At 63.2% G+C, this 17,447-nt stretch carries 19 protein-coding genes; 8 read left to right on the top strand and 11 right to left on the bottom strand.

The genetic code is table 11. From position 1 onward, the window contains the following. Positions 1 to 4: 4 nt before the first annotated feature. The 5 genes from MUY37_RS01390 to recQ form a co-directional block, all read right to left on the bottom strand. Positions 5 to 268, bottom strand: a complete 264-nt coding sequence (locus MUY37_RS01390; RefSeq protein ID WP_499193694.1) for a hypothetical protein — start codon at positions 266 to 268, stop codon at positions 5 to 7. Continuing rightward, complete coding sequence (locus tag MUY37_RS01385; protein ID WP_499193693.1) at positions 265 to 1,236, bottom strand: alpha/beta hydrolase; 972 nt, start codon at positions 1,234 to 1,236, stop codon at positions 265 to 267. The genes MUY37_RS01390 and MUY37_RS01385 overlap by 4 nt, the downstream gene beginning before the upstream one ends. Before the next feature lies 1 nt (position 1,237). Further along, positions 1,238 to 1,432, bottom strand: a complete 195-nt coding sequence (locus MUY37_RS01380) for a type II toxin-antitoxin system antitoxin (protein WP_499193692.1) — start codon at positions 1,430 to 1,432, stop codon at positions 1,238 to 1,240. Between the two features lie 30 nt (positions 1,433 to 1,462). After that, on the bottom strand, positions 1,463 to 2,353 hold the full coding sequence (locus MUY37_RS01375) for an SPFH domain-containing protein (protein ID WP_499193691.1): 891 nt from the start codon (positions 2,351 to 2,353) through the stop codon (positions 1,463 to 1,465). Between the two features lie 80 nt (positions 2,354 to 2,433). Next, positions 2,434 to 4,203 (bottom strand): DNA helicase RecQ, encoded by a 1,770-nt coding sequence (gene recQ, locus MUY37_RS01370; protein WP_499193690.1) that lies wholly within the window; start codon positions 4,201 to 4,203, stop codon positions 2,434 to 2,436. 119 nt (positions 4,204 to 4,322) lie between these two features. On the opposite strand from recQ, the gene MUY37_RS01365 reads away from it, so the two are divergent. The 6 genes from MUY37_RS01365 (at position 4,323) to MUY37_RS01340 (ending at position 9,637) form a co-directional block, all read left to right on the top strand. Continuing rightward, positions 4,323 to 4,619: a hypothetical protein gene (locus tag MUY37_RS01365; RefSeq protein WP_499193689.1), complete on the top strand. Its 297-nt coding sequence runs from the start codon at positions 4,323 to 4,325 to the stop codon at positions 4,617 to 4,619. A gap of 90 nt (positions 4,620 to 4,709) precedes the next feature. Further along, positions 4,710 to 4,979, top strand: coding sequence for a hypothetical protein (locus tag MUY37_RS01360; protein ID WP_499193688.1), 270 nt, complete (start codon positions 4,710 to 4,712; stop codon positions 4,977 to 4,979). After that, positions 4,976 to 6,160 carry an acyl-CoA dehydrogenase family protein gene (locus tag MUY37_RS01355; RefSeq protein ID WP_499193687.1) on the top strand — a complete coding sequence of 395 codons (1,185 nt, stop codon included), beginning with the start codon at positions 4,976 to 4,978 and terminating at the stop codon, positions 6,158 to 6,160. Before MUY37_RS01360 ends, MUY37_RS01355 begins: the two co-directional genes overlap by 4 nt. A 148-nt stretch (positions 6,161 to 6,308) precedes the next feature. Further along, positions 6,309 to 7,547, top strand: a complete 1,239-nt coding sequence (locus MUY37_RS01350; RefSeq protein WP_499193686.1) for a CoA transferase — start codon at positions 6,309 to 6,311, stop codon at positions 7,545 to 7,547. Positions 7,548 to 7,550: 3 nt separating this feature from the next. After that, positions 7,551 to 8,783 carry an acetyl-CoA C-acetyltransferase gene (locus MUY37_RS01345; RefSeq protein WP_499193685.1) on the top strand — a complete coding sequence of 411 codons (1,233 nt, stop codon included), beginning with the start codon at positions 7,551 to 7,553 and terminating at the stop codon, positions 8,781 to 8,783. Further along, positions 8,783 to 9,637 carry an HTD2 family dehydratase gene (locus MUY37_RS01340; protein WP_499193684.1) on the top strand — a complete coding sequence of 285 codons (855 nt, stop codon included), beginning with the start codon at positions 8,783 to 8,785 and terminating at the stop codon, positions 9,635 to 9,637. Before MUY37_RS01345 ends, MUY37_RS01340 begins: the two co-directional genes overlap by 1 nt. On the opposite strand, the gene ppk2 is transcribed toward MUY37_RS01340, so the two are convergent. Beyond that, positions 9,634 to 10,407: a polyphosphate kinase 2 gene (gene ppk2, locus MUY37_RS01335; RefSeq protein ID WP_499193683.1), complete on the bottom strand. Its 774-nt coding sequence runs from the start codon at positions 10,405 to 10,407 to the stop codon at positions 9,634 to 9,636. The two genes, MUY37_RS01340 and ppk2, sit on opposite strands and share 4 nt — an antisense overlap. 54 nt (positions 10,408 to 10,461) lie before the next feature. Between ppk2 and phhA the strand changes: the two genes are divergently transcribed. After that, on the top strand, positions 10,462 to 11,403 hold the full coding sequence (gene phhA, locus MUY37_RS01330) for a phenylalanine 4-monooxygenase (protein ID WP_499193682.1): 942 nt from the start codon (positions 10,462 to 10,464) through the stop codon (positions 11,401 to 11,403). Between the two features lie 57 nt (positions 11,404 to 11,460). On the opposite strand, the gene MUY37_RS01325 is transcribed toward phhA, so the two are convergent. The 4 genes from MUY37_RS01325 to MUY37_RS01310 all read right to left on the bottom strand — a co-directional run bounded on the left by MUY37_RS01325 (position 11,461) and on the right by MUY37_RS01310 (position 14,745). Continuing rightward, positions 11,461 to 11,718 (bottom strand): hypothetical protein, encoded by a 258-nt coding sequence (locus MUY37_RS01325; protein ID WP_499193681.1) that lies wholly within the window; start codon positions 11,716 to 11,718, stop codon positions 11,461 to 11,463. Positions 11,719 to 11,797: 79 nt separating this feature from the next. Further along, on the bottom strand, positions 11,798 to 12,052 hold the full coding sequence (locus tag MUY37_RS01320; RefSeq protein WP_115415391.1) for a GlsB/YeaQ/YmgE family stress response membrane protein: 255 nt from the start codon (positions 12,050 to 12,052) through the stop codon (positions 11,798 to 11,800). Between the two features lie 107 nt (positions 12,053 to 12,159). Beyond that, positions 12,160 to 12,975, bottom strand: coding sequence for an undecaprenyl-diphosphate phosphatase (locus tag MUY37_RS01315; protein ID WP_499193680.1), 816 nt, complete (start codon positions 12,973 to 12,975; stop codon positions 12,160 to 12,162). A 42-nt stretch (positions 12,976 to 13,017) separates the two neighbouring features. Beyond that, positions 13,018 to 14,745, bottom strand: a complete 1,728-nt coding sequence (locus MUY37_RS01310; protein WP_499195098.1) for an ABC transporter transmembrane domain-containing protein — start codon at positions 14,743 to 14,745, stop codon at positions 13,018 to 13,020. Positions 14,746 to 15,011: 266 nt separating this feature from the next. Here MUY37_RS01310 and MUY37_RS01305 point away from each other — a divergent pair, with 266 nt between their 5' ends. Then, complete coding sequence (locus MUY37_RS01305; protein WP_499193679.1) at positions 15,012 to 16,250, top strand: polyhydroxyalkanoate depolymerase; 1,239 nt, start codon at positions 15,012 to 15,014, stop codon at positions 16,248 to 16,250. 228 nt (positions 16,251 to 16,478) lie between these two features. Here the strand turns inward: MUY37_RS01305 and MUY37_RS01300 are convergent, their stop codons facing one another. Further along, positions 16,479 to 17,438, bottom strand: coding sequence for a DUF5996 family protein (locus MUY37_RS01300; RefSeq protein WP_499193678.1), 960 nt, complete (start codon positions 17,436 to 17,438; stop codon positions 16,479 to 16,481). Positions 17,439 to 17,447 lie beyond the last annotated feature (9 nt).

The following is a 17,447-nucleotide window of genomic DNA, read 5'->3' as shown; positions in this document are numbered from 1 at the left end:
CACGTCAATCGTCTTCACCCCAGCGCCAGCGCCAGCCGCCGCGTGTCTTGATGGCGGAAATATAGAGCAGCACCGCAGTCACGGGAACGATGAGGATCAGGAAAACGGTAAGCCATACATCCTCTTCCCACGGCGCCAAGAGGACGCCGAAAACGATGAGAAGCACGTAGCCGATAATCAGAACCCAGCCTTGCCACGACACCGGCATGCCCGCTCCGTAACCGTACCGTTTGGGTTCGAACCAGACGTCGTCTTTCCTCTCGGTCATCGAATCGCTTTCCTGAACTCGGTTGTGAATGCTTCGATACCATCGACCAGCGCTGGCGACACCGGAAGCGATGGATCGGCATAGCTGGCTCGATTGGCCGCAGCGTCGCCATCAGCGATATCTTTCAACACGTGATTCATTGCGGGAATTGCCAGATACTCGGCGGCGGGGGCTGCGGCGACCAGGGCATTGGCGTCCTCTGTACCCACCTGAAGATCGGTGCCGCCCTGGACGATGAGCATCGGAAGCTCGATCGTATCGGCCATAGCTGCCGGGTCCTGTGCCATCAGATCGATCATGAACCCCTGCACCGCCGGTGCGAACAGCCCCTGCAAAGCGGGATGGAATTTCGCGACGTCGACCCGCTCGCCCGCTTCAAGCGCGGTGATGGCGGTTTCCGCCTGATCGAGGATCGGCGCGTTGGCCGGATTGGCGCTCAATTGCTCGCGCAAGATGCTGCCTAGCGGCCGCCCAGGCGTTGCCACCAGTATAAGGCCGCACAGATGGTCAACCCGCTTGGCTGCGGCAAGCGCCACCAGGCCGCCCTCGCTATGACCCAAAAGCCAGATGCAGTCTGTCCCGCTGGCGGTGCGGGCCGCGTCCACCCAGTTTCGGGTATCGGCGACATAGTCGGACACCGTGACCGCATTGGCATCGGTGACTGCCGCCTTGCTGGCAAACATGCCGCGCTTGTCGATACGGACCGTGCCGATGCCGCGCCCGGCCAACGCTTCTGCGAGCAGGCGGTAGGGGGCGGCGGTGACGCCCATCGGATTGTTGCCATCGCGATCGGTGGGTCCTGATCCGGGAAGGATGAGGACCACAGGCCGCCCCTCGGCAGGTGCAATCAGCGTGCCGGCGAGATCGCCTCGCGGTCCCTCTGCGGTCAGGGAAACCGGTTCAGGGACAGCCATGAGCGGTGCGGCTGTCACAAGGCCGACTGCGGCGAGTAGTATGGAAAAGCGCATATTACGGCTCCTTCCTCGGTCGGCCGCGTGCGGGCGGCTTCGATATGGGTACTGTAATCCCGCGTTCGTTCAGCGCCTCGCGCAGCAACATCTCGATCTGCGCATTGGCGCTGCGCAATTCGGCCGCAGCCAGGCGCTCGATCGCGGCATGGACTGCCGGATCCAAACGCAGGGCAAAGGCCTTTTTCCGTGACATCTCGCGTCAATATCCCGTCGCAACCAGCGCCTAGTAGAGCGATCCGGCATTGACCACCGGATGCGCGTCTTTCTCGCCGCACAGCACGACCATCAGGTTGGAAACCATTGCTGCACGGCGCTCGTCGTCGAGCTCCACGATATTGTCCTGAGCGAGCTTGGTCAGCGCATCTTCCACCATGCCCACCGCGCCGAGAACGATTTTCGCGCGCGCCGCGATGATCGCATCGGCCTGCTGGCGCTTGAGCATGGCGCTGGCGATCTCGCTGGCATAGGCCAGATGTGTGAGGCCCGCTTCGTCGACCACGATACCCGCAACCTTGAGCCGGTCGTTGAGTTCCTCGAGCAATTCGCGATTGATGACATCCGCACCGCCGCGCAGCGTGACCTCCTCGCCCTCGAAATCGTCATAGGGATGGCGCGAACCGACGGTGCGCAGTCCGGCTTCGATCTGGATGTTCACGAACTCCTTGTAGTCGTCGACATCGAAGCTCGCCTGGGCGGTATCGGCTACGCGCCACACCACGTTGCAGGCAATTTCGATTGGATTGCCGCGCAGATCGTTGATCTTCACCCGTTCGGAATGGATATTGTGCGCGCGCACCGAAATCTTGTTTTTGCCCATCCACGGCCACACCCAGCGCAGCCCTTCGCGCCGTTCGGTCCCGCGATATTCGCCGAACAGCGTGATCACCGCCGCCTGGTTGGGCTGGATCATGAAAAACCCGGCGGCCAGAAAGCCGAGGACGATGAGCGGCGTGACGAGCAGGCCGATGAAAGCCAGTTTCTCCCCCTTGGTCGCACCATCCGGCGGCAGATTGCCGGACAGGTTCCACGTCACCAGCACCAGCAGGACCAGGATCAGCGCGAGTATGGGATACCCGCTGAAACTCGATCCGGTTCGTTCGGTACTGGTCTTCATTCCCTTCATTTCCACCGACATGGGCAACGCTCCTTCCGATATAATTATGATATCATATTTATATCGAGTGGCGAAACGAGTCAATGGTCCTGGATGGCACGCAGAAACTGCTCTCCATATGCTTCGAGTTTCTTGGCCCCAATGCCGGGCAACCGGCCCAGTTGCGCCAGCGTTTCGGGACGCGCGGAGGTCATCTCGCGCAGAGTGGAATCGTGGAAGACGACATAGGGCGGGACCTGGGCTTCCTCGGCCAGCTCCTTGCGCAAGGCCCGCAGCGCTTCGAACAGCGGGTCCCCAACCGGATTGGGTGTCGCGTCGGCCCTTCGTCTGCGCGCCCTCCTGGGGGGGACCACGATCTCCACCGGACTATCGCCCTTGAGGATCGCACGGGCCGCACCGCCCAACGCCAGCCCGCCATGTTCGGTCGCGACAAGATCGCCGCGCGCCTGCAAGGCCCGCGACAGCGGCTGGAGCAGGCGTGCCTCCTCGCGCTCGACGATGCCGAACACGCTCAGCCGGTCGTGCCCGCGTTGGCGCACGCGCTCGTCTTCGTTGCCGGTGAGCACCTTCTGCAAGTGTCCCATGCCGAAGCTCTGTCCGGTCCGGTAAACCGCGGAGAGCAGTTTGCGCGCAAGCTGCGTAACGTCGGTGACGCTCGCGGGTTCGAGACAATTGTCGCAATTGGCGCAGCGCGAGGGCGGGTCTTCACCGAAATGCCTCAATAGCACCGCACGGCGGCATTCGGCAGTTTCGACCAGTCCGGCCAGTGCATCAAGCCGGGCGCGTTCGGCATTGCGCCGCGCCTCGTCCACCTCCGCCAGCCGCTGCCGCGCAGTCGCGAAATCGCCCGCGCCCCAGAACATGACCGCCTGCGAAGGATCGCCGTCGCGCCCGGCGCGCCCGGTTTCCTGGTAATAGGCCTCGATCGACTTGGGCACGCCGACATGCGCCACGAACCGCACGTCGGGTTTGTCGATCCCCATGCCGAACGCGACCGTGGCGACGATCACCACATCCTCGCTGGCGACGAAGGCCGCCTGGTTGTCCGCCCGTACCTGCGCATCGAGCCCGGCATGATAGGGTAGTACGAGACGCCCGGTTGCATCGGCGAGCTTGTGGGCGAGGTCCTCCACCTTGCGCCGTGTTTGCGCATAAACGATCCCCGGACCCGGCTCGTTCGCCATCAGCTCGGTCAGTTGGCGCACCGGATTGTCGCGATGACGAATCGCGTAGCGGATATTTGGCCGGTCGAATCCGGCCAGCACCAGCCCGGTATCTGCAATGCCCAGCTGCGCCATCACATCGGCGCGCGTCTGATTGTCTGCGGTCGCGGTCAGCGCGAGGCGAGGCACTTGCGGGAAAGCGTCCATCAGCCCCCGCAGCATGCGGTAGTCGGGACGAAAATCATGCCCCCATTCGGATACGCAATGCGCCTCGTCGATGGCGAACAGACACAGGGGCGAAGCCGCCAGGAATTCGCGAAAAGCTGGTTGGCTGGCTCGCTCGGGCGCGACATAGAGCAGGTCGAGCTTGCCAGCACGGAAGGCATCCTGCGTTTCGCGCCAATCGGCATCGGCGCTGGTCAGCGTTGCCGCGCGAATGCCGTTTGCCCGTGCGCTTCTGAGCTGGTCGTGCATCAGGGCGATCAGCGGGCTTATCACCACGCACGTCCCCTCCAGCAGGACGGCCGGCAATTGGTAGGTGAGCGACTTGCCGGCACCTGTCGGCATCACCGCCAGCGTCGATTCGCCCGCCAGCACCCGTGCGACAACCTCTTCCTGACGCCCGCGAAAGGCATCGAAACCGAAAGTGTCCTTGAGGGCCTGGAGTATGCCTGCATTTCCGCTCATGCACGCCTGATGCCAGACAGCCGCGCCCGCGCAACCATAGCCGGGCGATTTTCCCCTTGCCGAGTGGCCCGCGCTTACGCTTTACCCCCGCACCGTCAATTCAGCTTGGAGAGAAGCCCATGAAGTTCCGATTTGCCCTGACCGCTGCCGCCACCGTCGCGCTCGCCGCCTGCGGCAGCACCGAAGACGCATCCACCGAAGCGGAAGCCGACACCGTCGAAATCGCCGCGGACGAAGCCCTGGCCGACATCGATGAACAGCCGGTCGAAGATCCCGCGGCCAATGTCGATGAGGCTGCGCCGACCCGCGAAGACATGTCGCCCAGCGAAGAGGCGCAGATCCAGGAAGCTGGCGATAATGCCGCCGACACGGCTGCCGCCGCCATGGATGCCATGGCCGAAGACACCGGCAACTGATCGAAGGGCGGGCGGGCTTCGGCCCGCTCGCACCCTCGCGCCGCCGTAGCGTCCTTTGCACGCTGCTCGAGAGCGCCTAGCTTTCACCGCATGATCCGATTCACGCTCTGTATCGTCGCGCTTTCCGCGCTGTCCGCCTGCTCCGGTTACGAGGAGGAGGAACCTGTCGAAGCCATTTCGCCCAGTGAGGCCAAGGCGCTCGACGATGCAGCCGAGATGATCGAACAGCGTCGCCTGCCCGACGACGTCTTGCGGCCCGAAGGCGACGACGGCGCGGGCGAGTCCCGCGCGGACACCGGGCAGACCCTCCCGGCGCCGCGCGAATCGGGCGGGCCGGCTCGAATGGAGCTTCCCCGATGAGCGAACTCGCAAACCCCGGCATGGACGCCGAAACCTTCGACCAGTTCCTCGAACAGCTCGAACGCTATGTCCGCGAACGACTGATCCCGGCGGAAAAGCGAGTTATCGCCGATGACAAGATCCCTGACGAGATCGTCGCCGAGATGAAGGAGATGGGCCTGTTCGGCCTGACGGTTCCGGAGGATTTCGGCGGCGCGGGGCTGAACACAACGCAATATGCCAAGGTCGTGAAGACGATGGCCTATGCGGCGCCCGCCTATCGTTCGATTTTCTCGATCAATGTCGGCATGTTCAATTCGGCCATCAAGAACGGCGGCACCGATGCGCAGAAGGCCGAATGGTGGCCGCGGATCGCGGCAGGCGCGATCGCCTGTTTCGGCCTGACCGAGCCCGGTTCGGGTAGTGACAGCGCCGCCATGGCGACCACCGCCAGGCCCGATCCGGATGGTAATGGCTGGATCCTCAACGGGACCAAGCGCTACATCACCAACGCGCCGCATGCCGAGGTCGGCCTGATCATGGCACGCACCGAAAAGGACGCGCTGCCCAAGAACGCGCATGTCAGCGCCTTCATCGTACCGATGGACACGCCGGGCGTCTCCACCGGCAGCCCGGACGAGAAAATGGGCCAGTCGGGCAGCCATATCTCCGACATCATGCTCGACGATGTGCATGTGCCGGGCGAAGCGCTGCTGGGCGGCGAGACCGGCAAGGGCTTCCGTTTCGCCATGATGAGCCTCGACAATGGACGCATTTCGGTCGGCGCGGCCAGCACCGGCTATGCCCGCCGCGCGCTCGATTCGGCGATCAAATATGCGAACGAGCGGCAGGCCTTCGGCGAACCGATCGCCAATTTCCAGCTGATCCAGCAGATGCTCAGCGAAAGCTGGACCGAAATCTACGCCGCCGAGGCAATGATGGCCGATGTCACCGCGCGGGTCGATCGCGGCGAGAATACGGTCAAGCACGCCGCCGCTTTCAAGGTTTTCGCCTCCGAAATGTGCGGCCGCGTGGTCGACCGGGTGGTGCAGATATATGGCGGCGCGGGCTATCTCGCCGAATACGATGCCGAGCGCTTCTTCCGCGATGCGCGGATTTATCGCATCTACGAAGGCACGACGCAGATCCTCCAGCTCCAGATCGCCAAGCATATGCTGCGTGAATACGCGAACACGGTATGATTTGCTCGCCTGACGGCTCGGCTGTTCCGTCCCACTCCCCCTCCCGGCCACCCAATCAGGATAGTGCCGTGGCTGGCTGGGAGGGGGAGTGGGACGGAACAGCAAGGGTTGGACGGAGGTCCAACCCGCACCCGACAAGGACTCTCTGATGTACGAGCTTCTCACCGGCCTCTCGATCATCGAAGCCTCGAGCTTCGTCGCCTCACCTACCGCAGGCCTGTACTGCGCGCAGATGGGTGCGGAGGTGATCCGCGTCGACCACAAGGCGGGCGGGCTCGATTACGACCGCTATATGCTAACAAAAGACGGGCGCTCGCTAAGCTGGGAAAACCTCAACCGGGCGAAGAAATCGGTCGCGCTTGACCTGCGCAGTGGCGAGGGCCGCGAGCTGCTGGTCGAACTTGCGGCGAGAACCGGCAACCTCATCACCAACCTGCCCGAAAAGAGTTTTCTGTCGCATGACGCCATTGCGGCGAGGCAGCCCGGAGGCGCGCCCGACCTCGTCAGCGTGCGGATCATGGGCTGGCACGACGGCAGGCAGGCGATGGACTTCACCGTCAACGCCGCCAGCGGATACCCGCTGATGTGCGGCCCGGAAGAGTGGGATCTCGAGACAGCGCCGCCGGTCAATCAGGTGCTTCCGGCATGGGATTTCATCACCGGCGCCTATTGCGGTTTCGCCATGCTGGCCGGGCTTCGCCACCGCGATACCACCGGCGCAGGCAGCGAAATCCGCGTCCCCCTCGGTAATGTCGCCATCGGCACCATGGCCAACAGCGGTGCAATGGCCGAAATGCTCTATCGCGGCGGCGATCGCGAGCGGCTGGGCAATGCCATCTGGGGTGCGTTCGGGCGCGATTTCCGCAGCCGTGACGGGGTGCGCTTCATGGTTGCCGCATTGACGCCGAAACAATGGGACGGGCTGGTCGCCGCCTTCGGTCTCGCGGAAGAGATCGCGGCGCTCGAAACCGAACTGGGTGTGCGCTTCGCCGACGGCGATCGCCCCCGCTTCGAAAATCGCCATCGCCTGTTCGACCTATTCCAGAAACGTGCCGATAGGATGGACTGGGGCGACCTCTCCGCACGCCTTGCCGAAAACGGCGCGACTTTCGAGCGCTACCGCACAATGCACGAAGCGGCCAATGACGCACAGCTCGTCGCGAACAATCCGCTGTTTGGCCCATCACCCGCAAATCCGAGCGAATTCGAGTATCCTGCGACGCGCAGCTTCGCCAATATCCCCAGCCATGAAGCGGGCGATCCCGCGCCCGCCCCCTATCTCGGGCAGCATACCGAGGAGGTCCTGGCGGACCGTCTCGGCCTCGCTTCGGGCACGATCCACGCGCTCGTCGATCGGGGGATCGCCCGCCTTTCGGACAAGGATTGACCTATGACGTCGACACGCCGCGTAGCCATTTGCAAGCCCCTGAGAACGCCTGTCGGGCGCTATCTCGGCAGCCTCGCCCCGCTGGAGGCGGGACAGCTTGGCGCCATCATCATCAAGGCGCTGGTGGAGCGGAGCGGAATCGATCCCGCGCGCGTCGACGATGTCGTCTTCAGCCAGGGCTATGGCAGCGGCGAGGCGCCCGCGATCGGCCACTGGAGCTGGCTCGCTGCCGGCTATCCCGAAGAGGTGCCCGGCTTCCAGCTCGACCGGCGCTGCGGCTCGGGTCTGCAGGCGGTCGCGACTGCGGCGATGATGGTGCAGACCGGTGTAGCCGATTGCGTGCTCGCCGGTGGGGTCGAAAGCATGTCGAATGTCGAACATTACACGACTGCCGTTCGTGGCGGTGTCCGCATGGGCGACATGAAGCTGTGGGATCGCCTGACGCGCGGCCGCCTAATGAGCCAGCCGATCGAGCGTTATGGCGTCATCACCGGCATGATCGAGACGGCTGAAAACCTTGCCAAGGATTACGGCATCGGCCGCGAGGAGGCCGATGCCTTCGCCGTGCGCAGCCATCAGAACGCGGCATGTGCCTGGGACGAAGGCAAGTTCGACGAGCAGCTCGTCCCCGTCGAGATCCCGCAGCGGCGCGGTGATCCGGTTGTGTTCGACAAGGATGAAGGCTTCCGCCCCGATGCCAGTATGGAAACGCTCGGCAAGTTGCGTGCCATCGACCTCAAGCGTGACCCTGACGCCATCGTGACGGCGGGCAATGCGAGCCAGCAGAACGACGCGGCGGCGGCCTGTCTCGTCGTGGCCGAGGACAAGGTCGAGGAACTCGGTCTCGAACCGATTCTGTGGTTCCATTCGTGGAGCGCGGCGGGCTGCGATCCCAGCCGGATGGGTATCGGCCCGGTCCCGGCAGTCGAGCGGCTCTTCGCCCGCAATGGCATGGGCTGGGACGATATCGGCCTGATCGAACTGAACGAAGCCTTCGCTCCGCAGGCGCTTGCCGTGCTGAAGGGCTGGGGCTTTGCCGAAGACGACAGCCGCCGCGAACTCGTTAACGTCAACGGCTCGGGCATATCGCTCGGCCATCCGATCGGCGCGACCGGCATCCGCATCCTTGCCGACATGGCGCATGAAATGCACCGCCGCGAAGTGCGTTATGGGCTCGAGACCATGTGCATCGGCGGCGGGCAGGGCATAGCCGCTGTATTCGAGCGCGCCGCCTGATGGGCGAGTGGTCGGATTGGATCGGGCGCGAGATGCGCGCTGCCGACCGGCTCGACCCCGCGCTTGCCGCGCGTTGGTGCGCCACGTTCGACCGCGATGCGCCGCCTGATGAGGCCATGCCGCAAGGCATCCATCTGTGTCTGTGCACGCCCGAAGCGCCCACGGACCGGCTCGGGGAGGACGGTCATCCCCTGCGCGACGACAGCCCGGCAAGCTTCCTGCCGCCCATCCCCCTGCCCCGCCGCATGTGGGCATCGAGCGCAATGCAATTTCATGGGCCGATCGCGATCGGTGCGCGTATCGAACGAATCAGCCGGATCGCATCGGTAGAGGCCAAGTCCGGCGGACGCGGGGACATGGTTTTCGTCGAGGTCGATCACGAAACCCGTGCCGACGGGACGCTGATGGTGAGCGAGCGGCAAAGCATCGTCTATCTCGAAGGGCTCGCGCCCGACGCACCGCTCTCGCCGCCCGAAGCGACCGGCGAGAGCTTCGATGCGTCGGCGTGGGACGCGCACCGGATGCTGGTGCCGGACGAGCGGCTGCTGTTCCGTTACTCGGCGCTGACCTTCAACACACACCGCATCCATTACGACACGCCCTATGCGCGCGAGATCGAGCGCTATCGCGGCCTCGTTGTCCACGGCCCGCTCACCGCCAGCCTGCTGCTGCAACTCGCCGCCGAGCACTATGGCGAAAACCGCCTGACCCGGTTTGCCTTTCGCGGCCTGAGCCCGGCCATCGTCGGCGAGCCGCTCCATCTGGTCTTACGCGGCACCGGGCAGGACATCGAATTGGGCGCCTTCGCCTCTGATGGGCGCCAGGTGGTGAAGGCCAGCGCGACATTCGCTTAGTCGAGCGGATAATCGGCAATCGGCTCGATCACGGTATAGCGTTCTTCCTTGGGTTCGCGTCCCAGTTCGGCAAAGTCGATCTCCGGCGGAGCGACCTCCATGTCGGGCAGCCGGTCGAGCAGGTCGCGCACCAGCGTCAGTCGGCCGCGCTTCTGGTCGTTGAAATCGACCAGCGTCCACGGCGCCCATGCGGTATGCGTCGCTGCCAGCATCGCCTCTCGCGCGTCGGTATAGGCATCGTATTTGTCGCGCGCGGCAAGGTCGATCGGCGAGAGTTTCCAGCGCTTGAGCGGATCGTCGAGCCGTTCGCGCAAGCGCTCTTCCTGCTTTTCCTGATCGGTGGCGAGCCAGTATTTGAACAGCAGGATGCCATCGTCGACAAGCATCTTCTCGAAGGTCGGTGCCTGCCGCAGGAATTGTGCAACCTCGCGATCGTCAGCATAGCCCATGACCTTCTCCACACCCGCGCGGTTGTACCAACTGCGGTCGAACAGCACGATCTCGCCCGCGCAGGGCAGATGGTGGACGTAGCGCTGGAAGTACCACTGGCTCCGCTCCGCCTCGGTAGGCTTGGCCAGGGCGACGATGCGGCACTGGCGCGGATTGAGCCTGTCGCGCACGGCCTTGATCGCGCCGCCTTTACCGGCAGTATCGCGCCCTTCGAACAACACGACGATCCGCTGCCCGGTGGTGCGCGCCCAGCGGGCCATGCCAACCAGCTCCTTTTGCATGGGCTCGAGCGCACTCTCGTAAACGTCTTTTTTCATCATTCCTCCGCCCGACATTTGTATGGTGGCCACATTAGTAGTATCATCGGCAACGATATGGCTACACTTGCAGAACCCGAACAGGATTTTACGCGTCTGCCCGACCTTCCGGAAGACGTCTTTACCGCTCCGCTGAGAAAGCCCGAGCATGTCGGCGACGACTGGCTGGAACCCAGCCAGACCGAATATGACAGCGAAGACGACGCGATCTGGAACGATCTGTTCGCCCGCCAGATGAGCGTATTGCCCGGTCGCGCGGCCACCGCTTTCATGGAAGGCACCGAGAAGCTCGACCTCGGCCGCGGCGGCGTGCCCGAATTCGGCAAGCTGTCGGAAGAGCTGGACAAGTTGACGGGCTGGAGCGTGGTGCCCGTGCCGATGCTGATCCCCGATCACGTGTTCTTCTGGCACCTCGCCAACCGGCGGTTTCCGGCAGGCAATTTCATCCGCACGCGCGAAACCTTCGATTACATTCAGGAACCCGACGTCTTCCATGACGTCTTCGGCCATGTGCCGATGCTGACCGATCCGGTCTATGCCGATTACATGCAGGAATACGGCCGCGCCGGGTGGAAGGCGATGCGGTACAATCGCCTGAAGGCGTTGGGTGCGCTGTATTGGTACACGGTCGAATTCGGACTGATCCAGGAAGCGCCCGGCGACATCCGCGCCTATGGTGCAGGTATTCTCTCCGGCCCGACCGAGGTGGTCTATTCGGTGGAAGCGAAAAGCCCCAACCGCATCATGCTCAATGTCGATCGCGTGATGCGGACCGATTACGTCATCAGCGATTTGCAGCCGACCTATTTCGTGATCGAAAGCTTCCAGGACCTGTATCGCCAGACGGTGGAGCGCGATTTCGACAAGCTCTATCGCGATCTCGGCCCCGGCTTTACCTATGCCAATACGGCGGTGATCGACGTCGATTACGTGGTCAACCGCGGAACGCTGGAATATACGCTGCGCGGTGGCCGCGGAAGCGGCGCGAAGCCCGTATAACGGAAAACGGCCCGGGATCGCTCCCGGGCCGCATCCTTATTCCCGATGGGAAGCGTCTTAGTTGACGGCTTCTTCCATGCCTTCGGTCATCGCGTCGGTGTCGCCTTCGGCAGCATCTTCGATGTCGTCAGCCTGAGCTTCCATGGCATCGGCCTGCTCGTCGGTGATTTCACCGGCGTCTTCCATGGCGTCAGCGGTATCTTCCATGGCTTCGGCCTGTTCTTCGGCGGCTTCTTCAGCCGGGCTGTCGCAGGCGGCAACGCCGAGGCTCAGAGCAGCAGCCGAAGCGATAATGGTAAGCTTGTTGAAGTTCATAGTCGTTCCCCTTGGTATTCGAGACGCGAATCCATCCCGCGCCCGTTTGTAAAGAATTGCGGATGATTGTGAAGCGCGCTTAACGATAGGCGCGTTGCCGTACAACGTTAAACAGACCGATCGACACCACCGAGCCAAGCACCGCCCATAGCAGGGCGATACCGCTGACCGTCCCGAAGATGGCGCCATTGCCTGCAATCAGGCCGGTCACCAGCGAGCCGAGTACACCCACCAGAGCATTGGCCAGGATATTCCGGCCATCCTCAATACGCAGGATAATCGTGGCCAGCCACCCGAGAAGGGCGCCCACTACGATCAAGATCAGCAAACCCATTGGTCTCCACCTTCGCGTTTCACTCAAGGGGATAAAGCAGCGCCTAAACAATGGTTCCGCGAAGCTGAAAGAATTATGGCCGGACTGTGTCGGAATTCAGGCCAAGGTCAGGCGAAGGTCAGCCAGGCCAGTGCCGCCGAGCCCGCCACAATGCGGTACCACGCGAAAGGCGTGAAACCGCTGCGACTGACAAAGGCGACGAAAGCCCGGATTACAACCAGAGCGACGATGAAGCTGACGATAAAGCCCACCGCGATTTCGTCCCAGCCGACCCGTGTCGCACCGCTCATCATCTCGTCATATTTGGTGAAAATCTCCAGCGTGCTTGCGCCGATCATCGTGGGCACGGCGAGGAAGAAGGAGAATTCGGCCGCGGTCTTGCGATTGACGCCCATGGCCAGCGCTCCCATGATCGTCGCGCCCGACCGGCTGACGCCGGGGACCATGGCCAGGCATTGGGCGAAACCCACGGCGAGCACTTTGTTGAGCGGCAGCTCGGCCACGCCCCGCCCTTCGTCGCGCGGCTTGGCCACGCGCTCGATCACGATGATCGCGATCCCGCCTGCAATCAGCGCCCAAGGCACAATTCCCGGATTGCCGAGCATGGCTTCGAAATTTTCGTAAAGTGCAAAGCCTATGACCGCGCTGGGCAGGAAGCCGAGCAGGATGTTGCGCGCGAACATCAAGCCCTCGCGCTCACCCTTCAGCACGCCCATACCCGCCGACCAGAAGGTGCCCCAATATTGGTACACCACAGCGAGGATCGCGCCGAGCTGGATAACGACGTTGAACATCGCCCATTCGTCGGGATCCGCGCCCGACAGTTCGGTGGCGAGGATCAGGTGCCCGGTCGAAGAGACGGGGATGAATTCGGTCAGACCCTCGACGATGCCGAGAAAGATCGCGGTGAGAAAATCGTTCATTGGCGGTGGGCTCAAGACAGTTGCGCGAAAGGTGTCAAGCAATCAGGCGTTTTCAAGGCCGAACTGCAGCGATGCGAGATGCGCATAGAGCCCGCCATTAGCCGAAAGCTGTTCGTGCGTCCCCTGTTCGACAATGCGTCCGTCTTCCATCACCACGATGCGATCGGCCGCGCGCACGGTCGACAGGCGGTGCGCGATGACCAGAGTGGTGCGATCCTCCATCAGATGTTCAAGCGCTTCCTGCACCAGCCGTTCGCTTTCGGCGTCGAGCGCGCTGGTCGCTTCGTCCAGCAGCAGAATCGGTGCATCGAGCAGCAAAGCGCGGGCAATGGCAATCCGCTGGCGCTGACCACCCGACAATTGCGTGCCGCTTTCGCCGAGATAGCTATCGAGGCCCTGGGGCAGTTTCTCGAGGAATTCGGCGGCATTGGCAGCACGTGCGGCGGCCCAGATCTCGTCGTCGCCCGCGCCCCAATTCCCATAGCGCAGATTGTCGCGCGCATTGGCGCTGAACAGCACGCCTTCCTGCGGGACATAGGCCATGCGGCGGCGCACTTCGGCGGGGTCGGCGCTCGTCAGCGGGATGCCATCCAGGCGGATGGAACCGGCCTGAGGGTCGTAAAACCGCTCGGCGAGTTGGAAAATGGTCGATTTGCCCGCCCCCGAAGGACCGACGATGGCCACGGTCTCGCCCGGCTCGACCTCGAGACTGAAATCGGTGATCGCGGGGGCTTCCAACCGCGTCGGATAGCGGAAAGTCACGTTGCGGAACGACAGGCTGCCGCGCGGCGGTACAGGCAGGACCTGCGGCCGATCGGGCGCCTTGATTGTCGGCCTCTCATCCAGCAATTCGGACAACCGGCTGGCCGCGCCGGCCCCGCGCAGCAAATCGCCATAGACTTCGGTCAGCGCCCCGATCGCCCCGGCCACCAGTCCTGCGGTGAGAACGAATGCCGCGATGGTCCCGCCCGAGATTACGCCTTCGCTGACCGCTTGCGCACCGCGCCAGACCAGCATGGTTATCCCGCCGAAGACCAGCAGGATAACCACCGCCGTCATCGCCGCGCGAAGCATGACACGTCGTTTCGCCACAGCGAAGGTCCGCTCCACCGCTTCGCGAAAGCGCCCGTGTTCGCGCGATTCCTGGTTGAAGCCCTGGACGATCTTCATCGCGGAAAGCACTTCGGTCACCATTGCGCCGATATCGGCCACCCGGTCCTGGCTGGTGCGCGAAACCTTGCGCAACCGCCGTCCGAACAGCGTGATCGGTATGACGATCGCCGGAATGATCAGGAACAGGCCGAGTGTCAGGCTCGGCACCAGCCAGAAAAGATAGGCGGTTCCGCCGATCGTCATCAGCAGATTGCGCAGCGCTACCGAAACGGTCGTGCCCACGACCTGTTCGATCAGCGCGGTATCGCTGGTCATGCGGCTGGAAATTTCCTTGGGGCTGTTTTCCTCGTAGAAGCCAGGCGCCAGCCGCAACAGGTTTTCCTGTACCCGCAGGCGGATATCGGCAACCACCCGCTCGCCCAGCCAGCTGACGAAATAGAAGCGCATGGCGGTGCCCGCTGCGAGCACCGCGACGATCAGCAAAAGGTAACGGAACCACCGCCCCATATCGGCCGGGTCGGCCCCTGCGGCGAAACCGCGATCGATGACCAGCTTGAAACCGGCCGGAATGGCCAGAGTGGCGGCAGCGGTGATGCACAGGGCGAGCAATGCCAGCGCCACATGGCCGGGATAGTTCTTTCCCGCCTGCCATACCATCCTGAGCGGGCGCAGCGAACGCTGCTTCGGCGCATCTTTTGCCGCACGCTTGCGCGCAAACCGTCCGCGCCCTTCGATTTCGGTGTTGTCCTTGGCTGACATGACGATCCCACTAGGTCCACGCGCCTGGAAAATCCACAGCGCTGCACACGCGAAGGCACAAATAGCGCATTTGTGCATTGCACAATACACGATCCAGCGGCAGGATGCCCGTCTTTCGCCCGGCGGAACAGAAGACAATAGGCCGGGCCAGCAGGGGATATGCATTGCTTTACCACGCCTATGAACTGCAGCGCAGCTGGCTAAATTCGGCCAGCGCCTTCGCCTCGATCGGGGTGGAGATGCTCAACAATCCGGCGAACCCGGTGAACTATATCGGCCCGATGGGCTATATGAATATCGGGCCTATGGCGGCAAGCGCGCTCGAAGTGTTCGCCCACGCCACTGCCACCTATGGCAAGCCGGCCTGGGGGATCGAGGCGGTCGAGGTGGACGGAAAACCCGATCCCGTGGTCGAGGCGACGGTTCTGAACAAACCGTTCGGCGATCTTAAAGAGTTCTACCGGGAGAATCTGCCCGACGATGCGCCCCGCCTGCTGGTGGTCGCCCCGATGAGCGGCCATTATGCCACGCTGCTGCGTGGCACGGTGAGAAGGATGCTCGAGAATTACCGCGTCTTCGTGACCGACTGGGCCGACGCCAAGACCGTGCCGCTCCACGAGGGCAGCTTCGATCTCGACGACTATATGGATTACGTGATCGCCTATCTCGAACACATTGGCGAAGGCGCGCATGTGATGGCGGTATGCCAGCCTTCGGTCCCGGTCTTCGCCGCGACCGCGATCATGAACCGCGACGCGCATCCCTGCACACCGAAAACGCTGACCATGATGGGCGGCCCGATCGACACACGCTGTTCCCCCACCAGCGTCAACGATCTTGCCATGGACCGGCCGATCGAGTGGTTTCGCCACAATGTCATCGCCACGGTGCCGATGCAGTATCGCGGCGGCGGACGGTCGGTCTATCCCGGCTTCATGCAGCTTGCCGGCTTCATGAGTATGAACCTAGGCAATCATATGATGAGCCATTACGAGATGTTCAAACACCTCACCATCGGCGATCAGGATAGCGCGCAGGCGACCAAGGATTTTTACGACGAATACCGCAGCGTGTGCGACATGACGGCCGAATTCTACCTGCAGACGGTGGAAGAGGTCTTCCAGACCCACGCCCTGCCAAATGGCACCTTCGTCCATCGCGGCAAGCGCATCGATTTGGGCGACATCACCCAAACCGCGCTACTGGCCATCGAGGGCGAGCGCGATGACATTTCCGGGCTGGGCCAGACCAAGGCCGCGCTCGACCTCACCCCGAAGCTGTCCGACGAGAAAAAGCGCTATTACATGGCCGAGGGCGCGGGCCATTATGGCATCTTCAATGGCAGCAAATGGCGCAACCGTATCGCTCCGGTGGTCGAGGAATTCATCACCGCGCACGGCTAGGCGGGCGCTCAGCCCCGCGGCGGGTCCTTGCGCCGACCGAAGAGCTGTCCGATCACGCGGCGCGCCACCAACGGTTCGGGAGATATCGGCCAGGCGCCGACCCGCCTGACTTATGTCGATGCTGTTCTCGATAGGTCGGAAAACACCGTTTACCGCTCAGCAGACCGAATCTTGCAGCGGGAATGCAGCGGTAGTGGTCGCATCCTACGGCGCGAATACCTCGCCCGGTCAGGCAGCGCCTGCACGCTTCGCCTTGACATCATAGGGTCGCCCAAGAGCGCTCGCCGGAATTTCCAGCGCTGCACGGTCCCACCCCGAACGGTCCGCCACTGCCCGATAGCTTGTATGGAGGAACTCCAGCAGCGCCGCTTGGGGATCGCTCGCCTCACGTACACTGGCATAGGGAAGCACCCATTCGCGCAGTTCGGTGTGCCAATAGGCTCCCTCCGGTTCGACCTCGGCATCGCAATACCCGTCAGGCGTGGGGTAGCCATAGGCGTAAAAAGCCGCCTCATCGACGCCCCCGCCACCCAGCCAGAACCCCGCACTCGCGACTTCGTGACTATAGGCCTCGCGCGTCACGCGATCGGGAAGGTTGGGAAATCCGCCGGGATGAAGCGGCGCCTCTCGCCCCGAGAACCGCGTAACCGCGAGATCGAAGCTGCCCCAGAACAGATGGCTGGGGCTGGACTTACCGACGAAGCCAGTGCGGAATGTTTCGAACACCCGGTTTGCGTCGGAAAAGGCACGGTGGATACGCCCCAGGACGGAGATGTCCCATTCCCGCTCGCGCATATCCTGGGAGAAGGGAACCGCCTCTTCGACTTCGTTCGGAGCACCGGAAATATCGGTCTGTATTCCCGCGCGCTTCAGCAATTCGGCGAGCTGTTCGTGAAAGCGCGCGACGGTCTGACCGGCCACTTCGAATCCGTCGGCGAACCCGGTCGAGGTTTCGACCGCGACGGTCGAGCCCAGGCAGTCGAAGAGAACTTCCGCCTCTCCGCGCGGAAAGAACACCGGATAGCTGCGGAAACCGCGTGGCACAACGCGTAGCGCCAGATGCCAACTGTGGTTGCACCACGGCAGCGCGCGAGTGGGCAGTTTGCCCACGACCTGGAGATAGGCATGCAGGCTTTCGATGACCGGGCGGTCGGCCTCGAAATCGAGTTTGGGCCACCGCTCGGTCATCGAAAGAAC

The organism is Qipengyuania sp. ABI-127-1, assembly GCA_022953095.1.
GTDB lineage: Bacteria > Pseudomonadota > Alphaproteobacteria > Sphingomonadales > Sphingomonadaceae > Qipengyuania.
The sequence above is the reverse complement of the archived record's forward strand: the minus strand, read 5'-3'. Positions and strand labels throughout refer to the sequence as shown.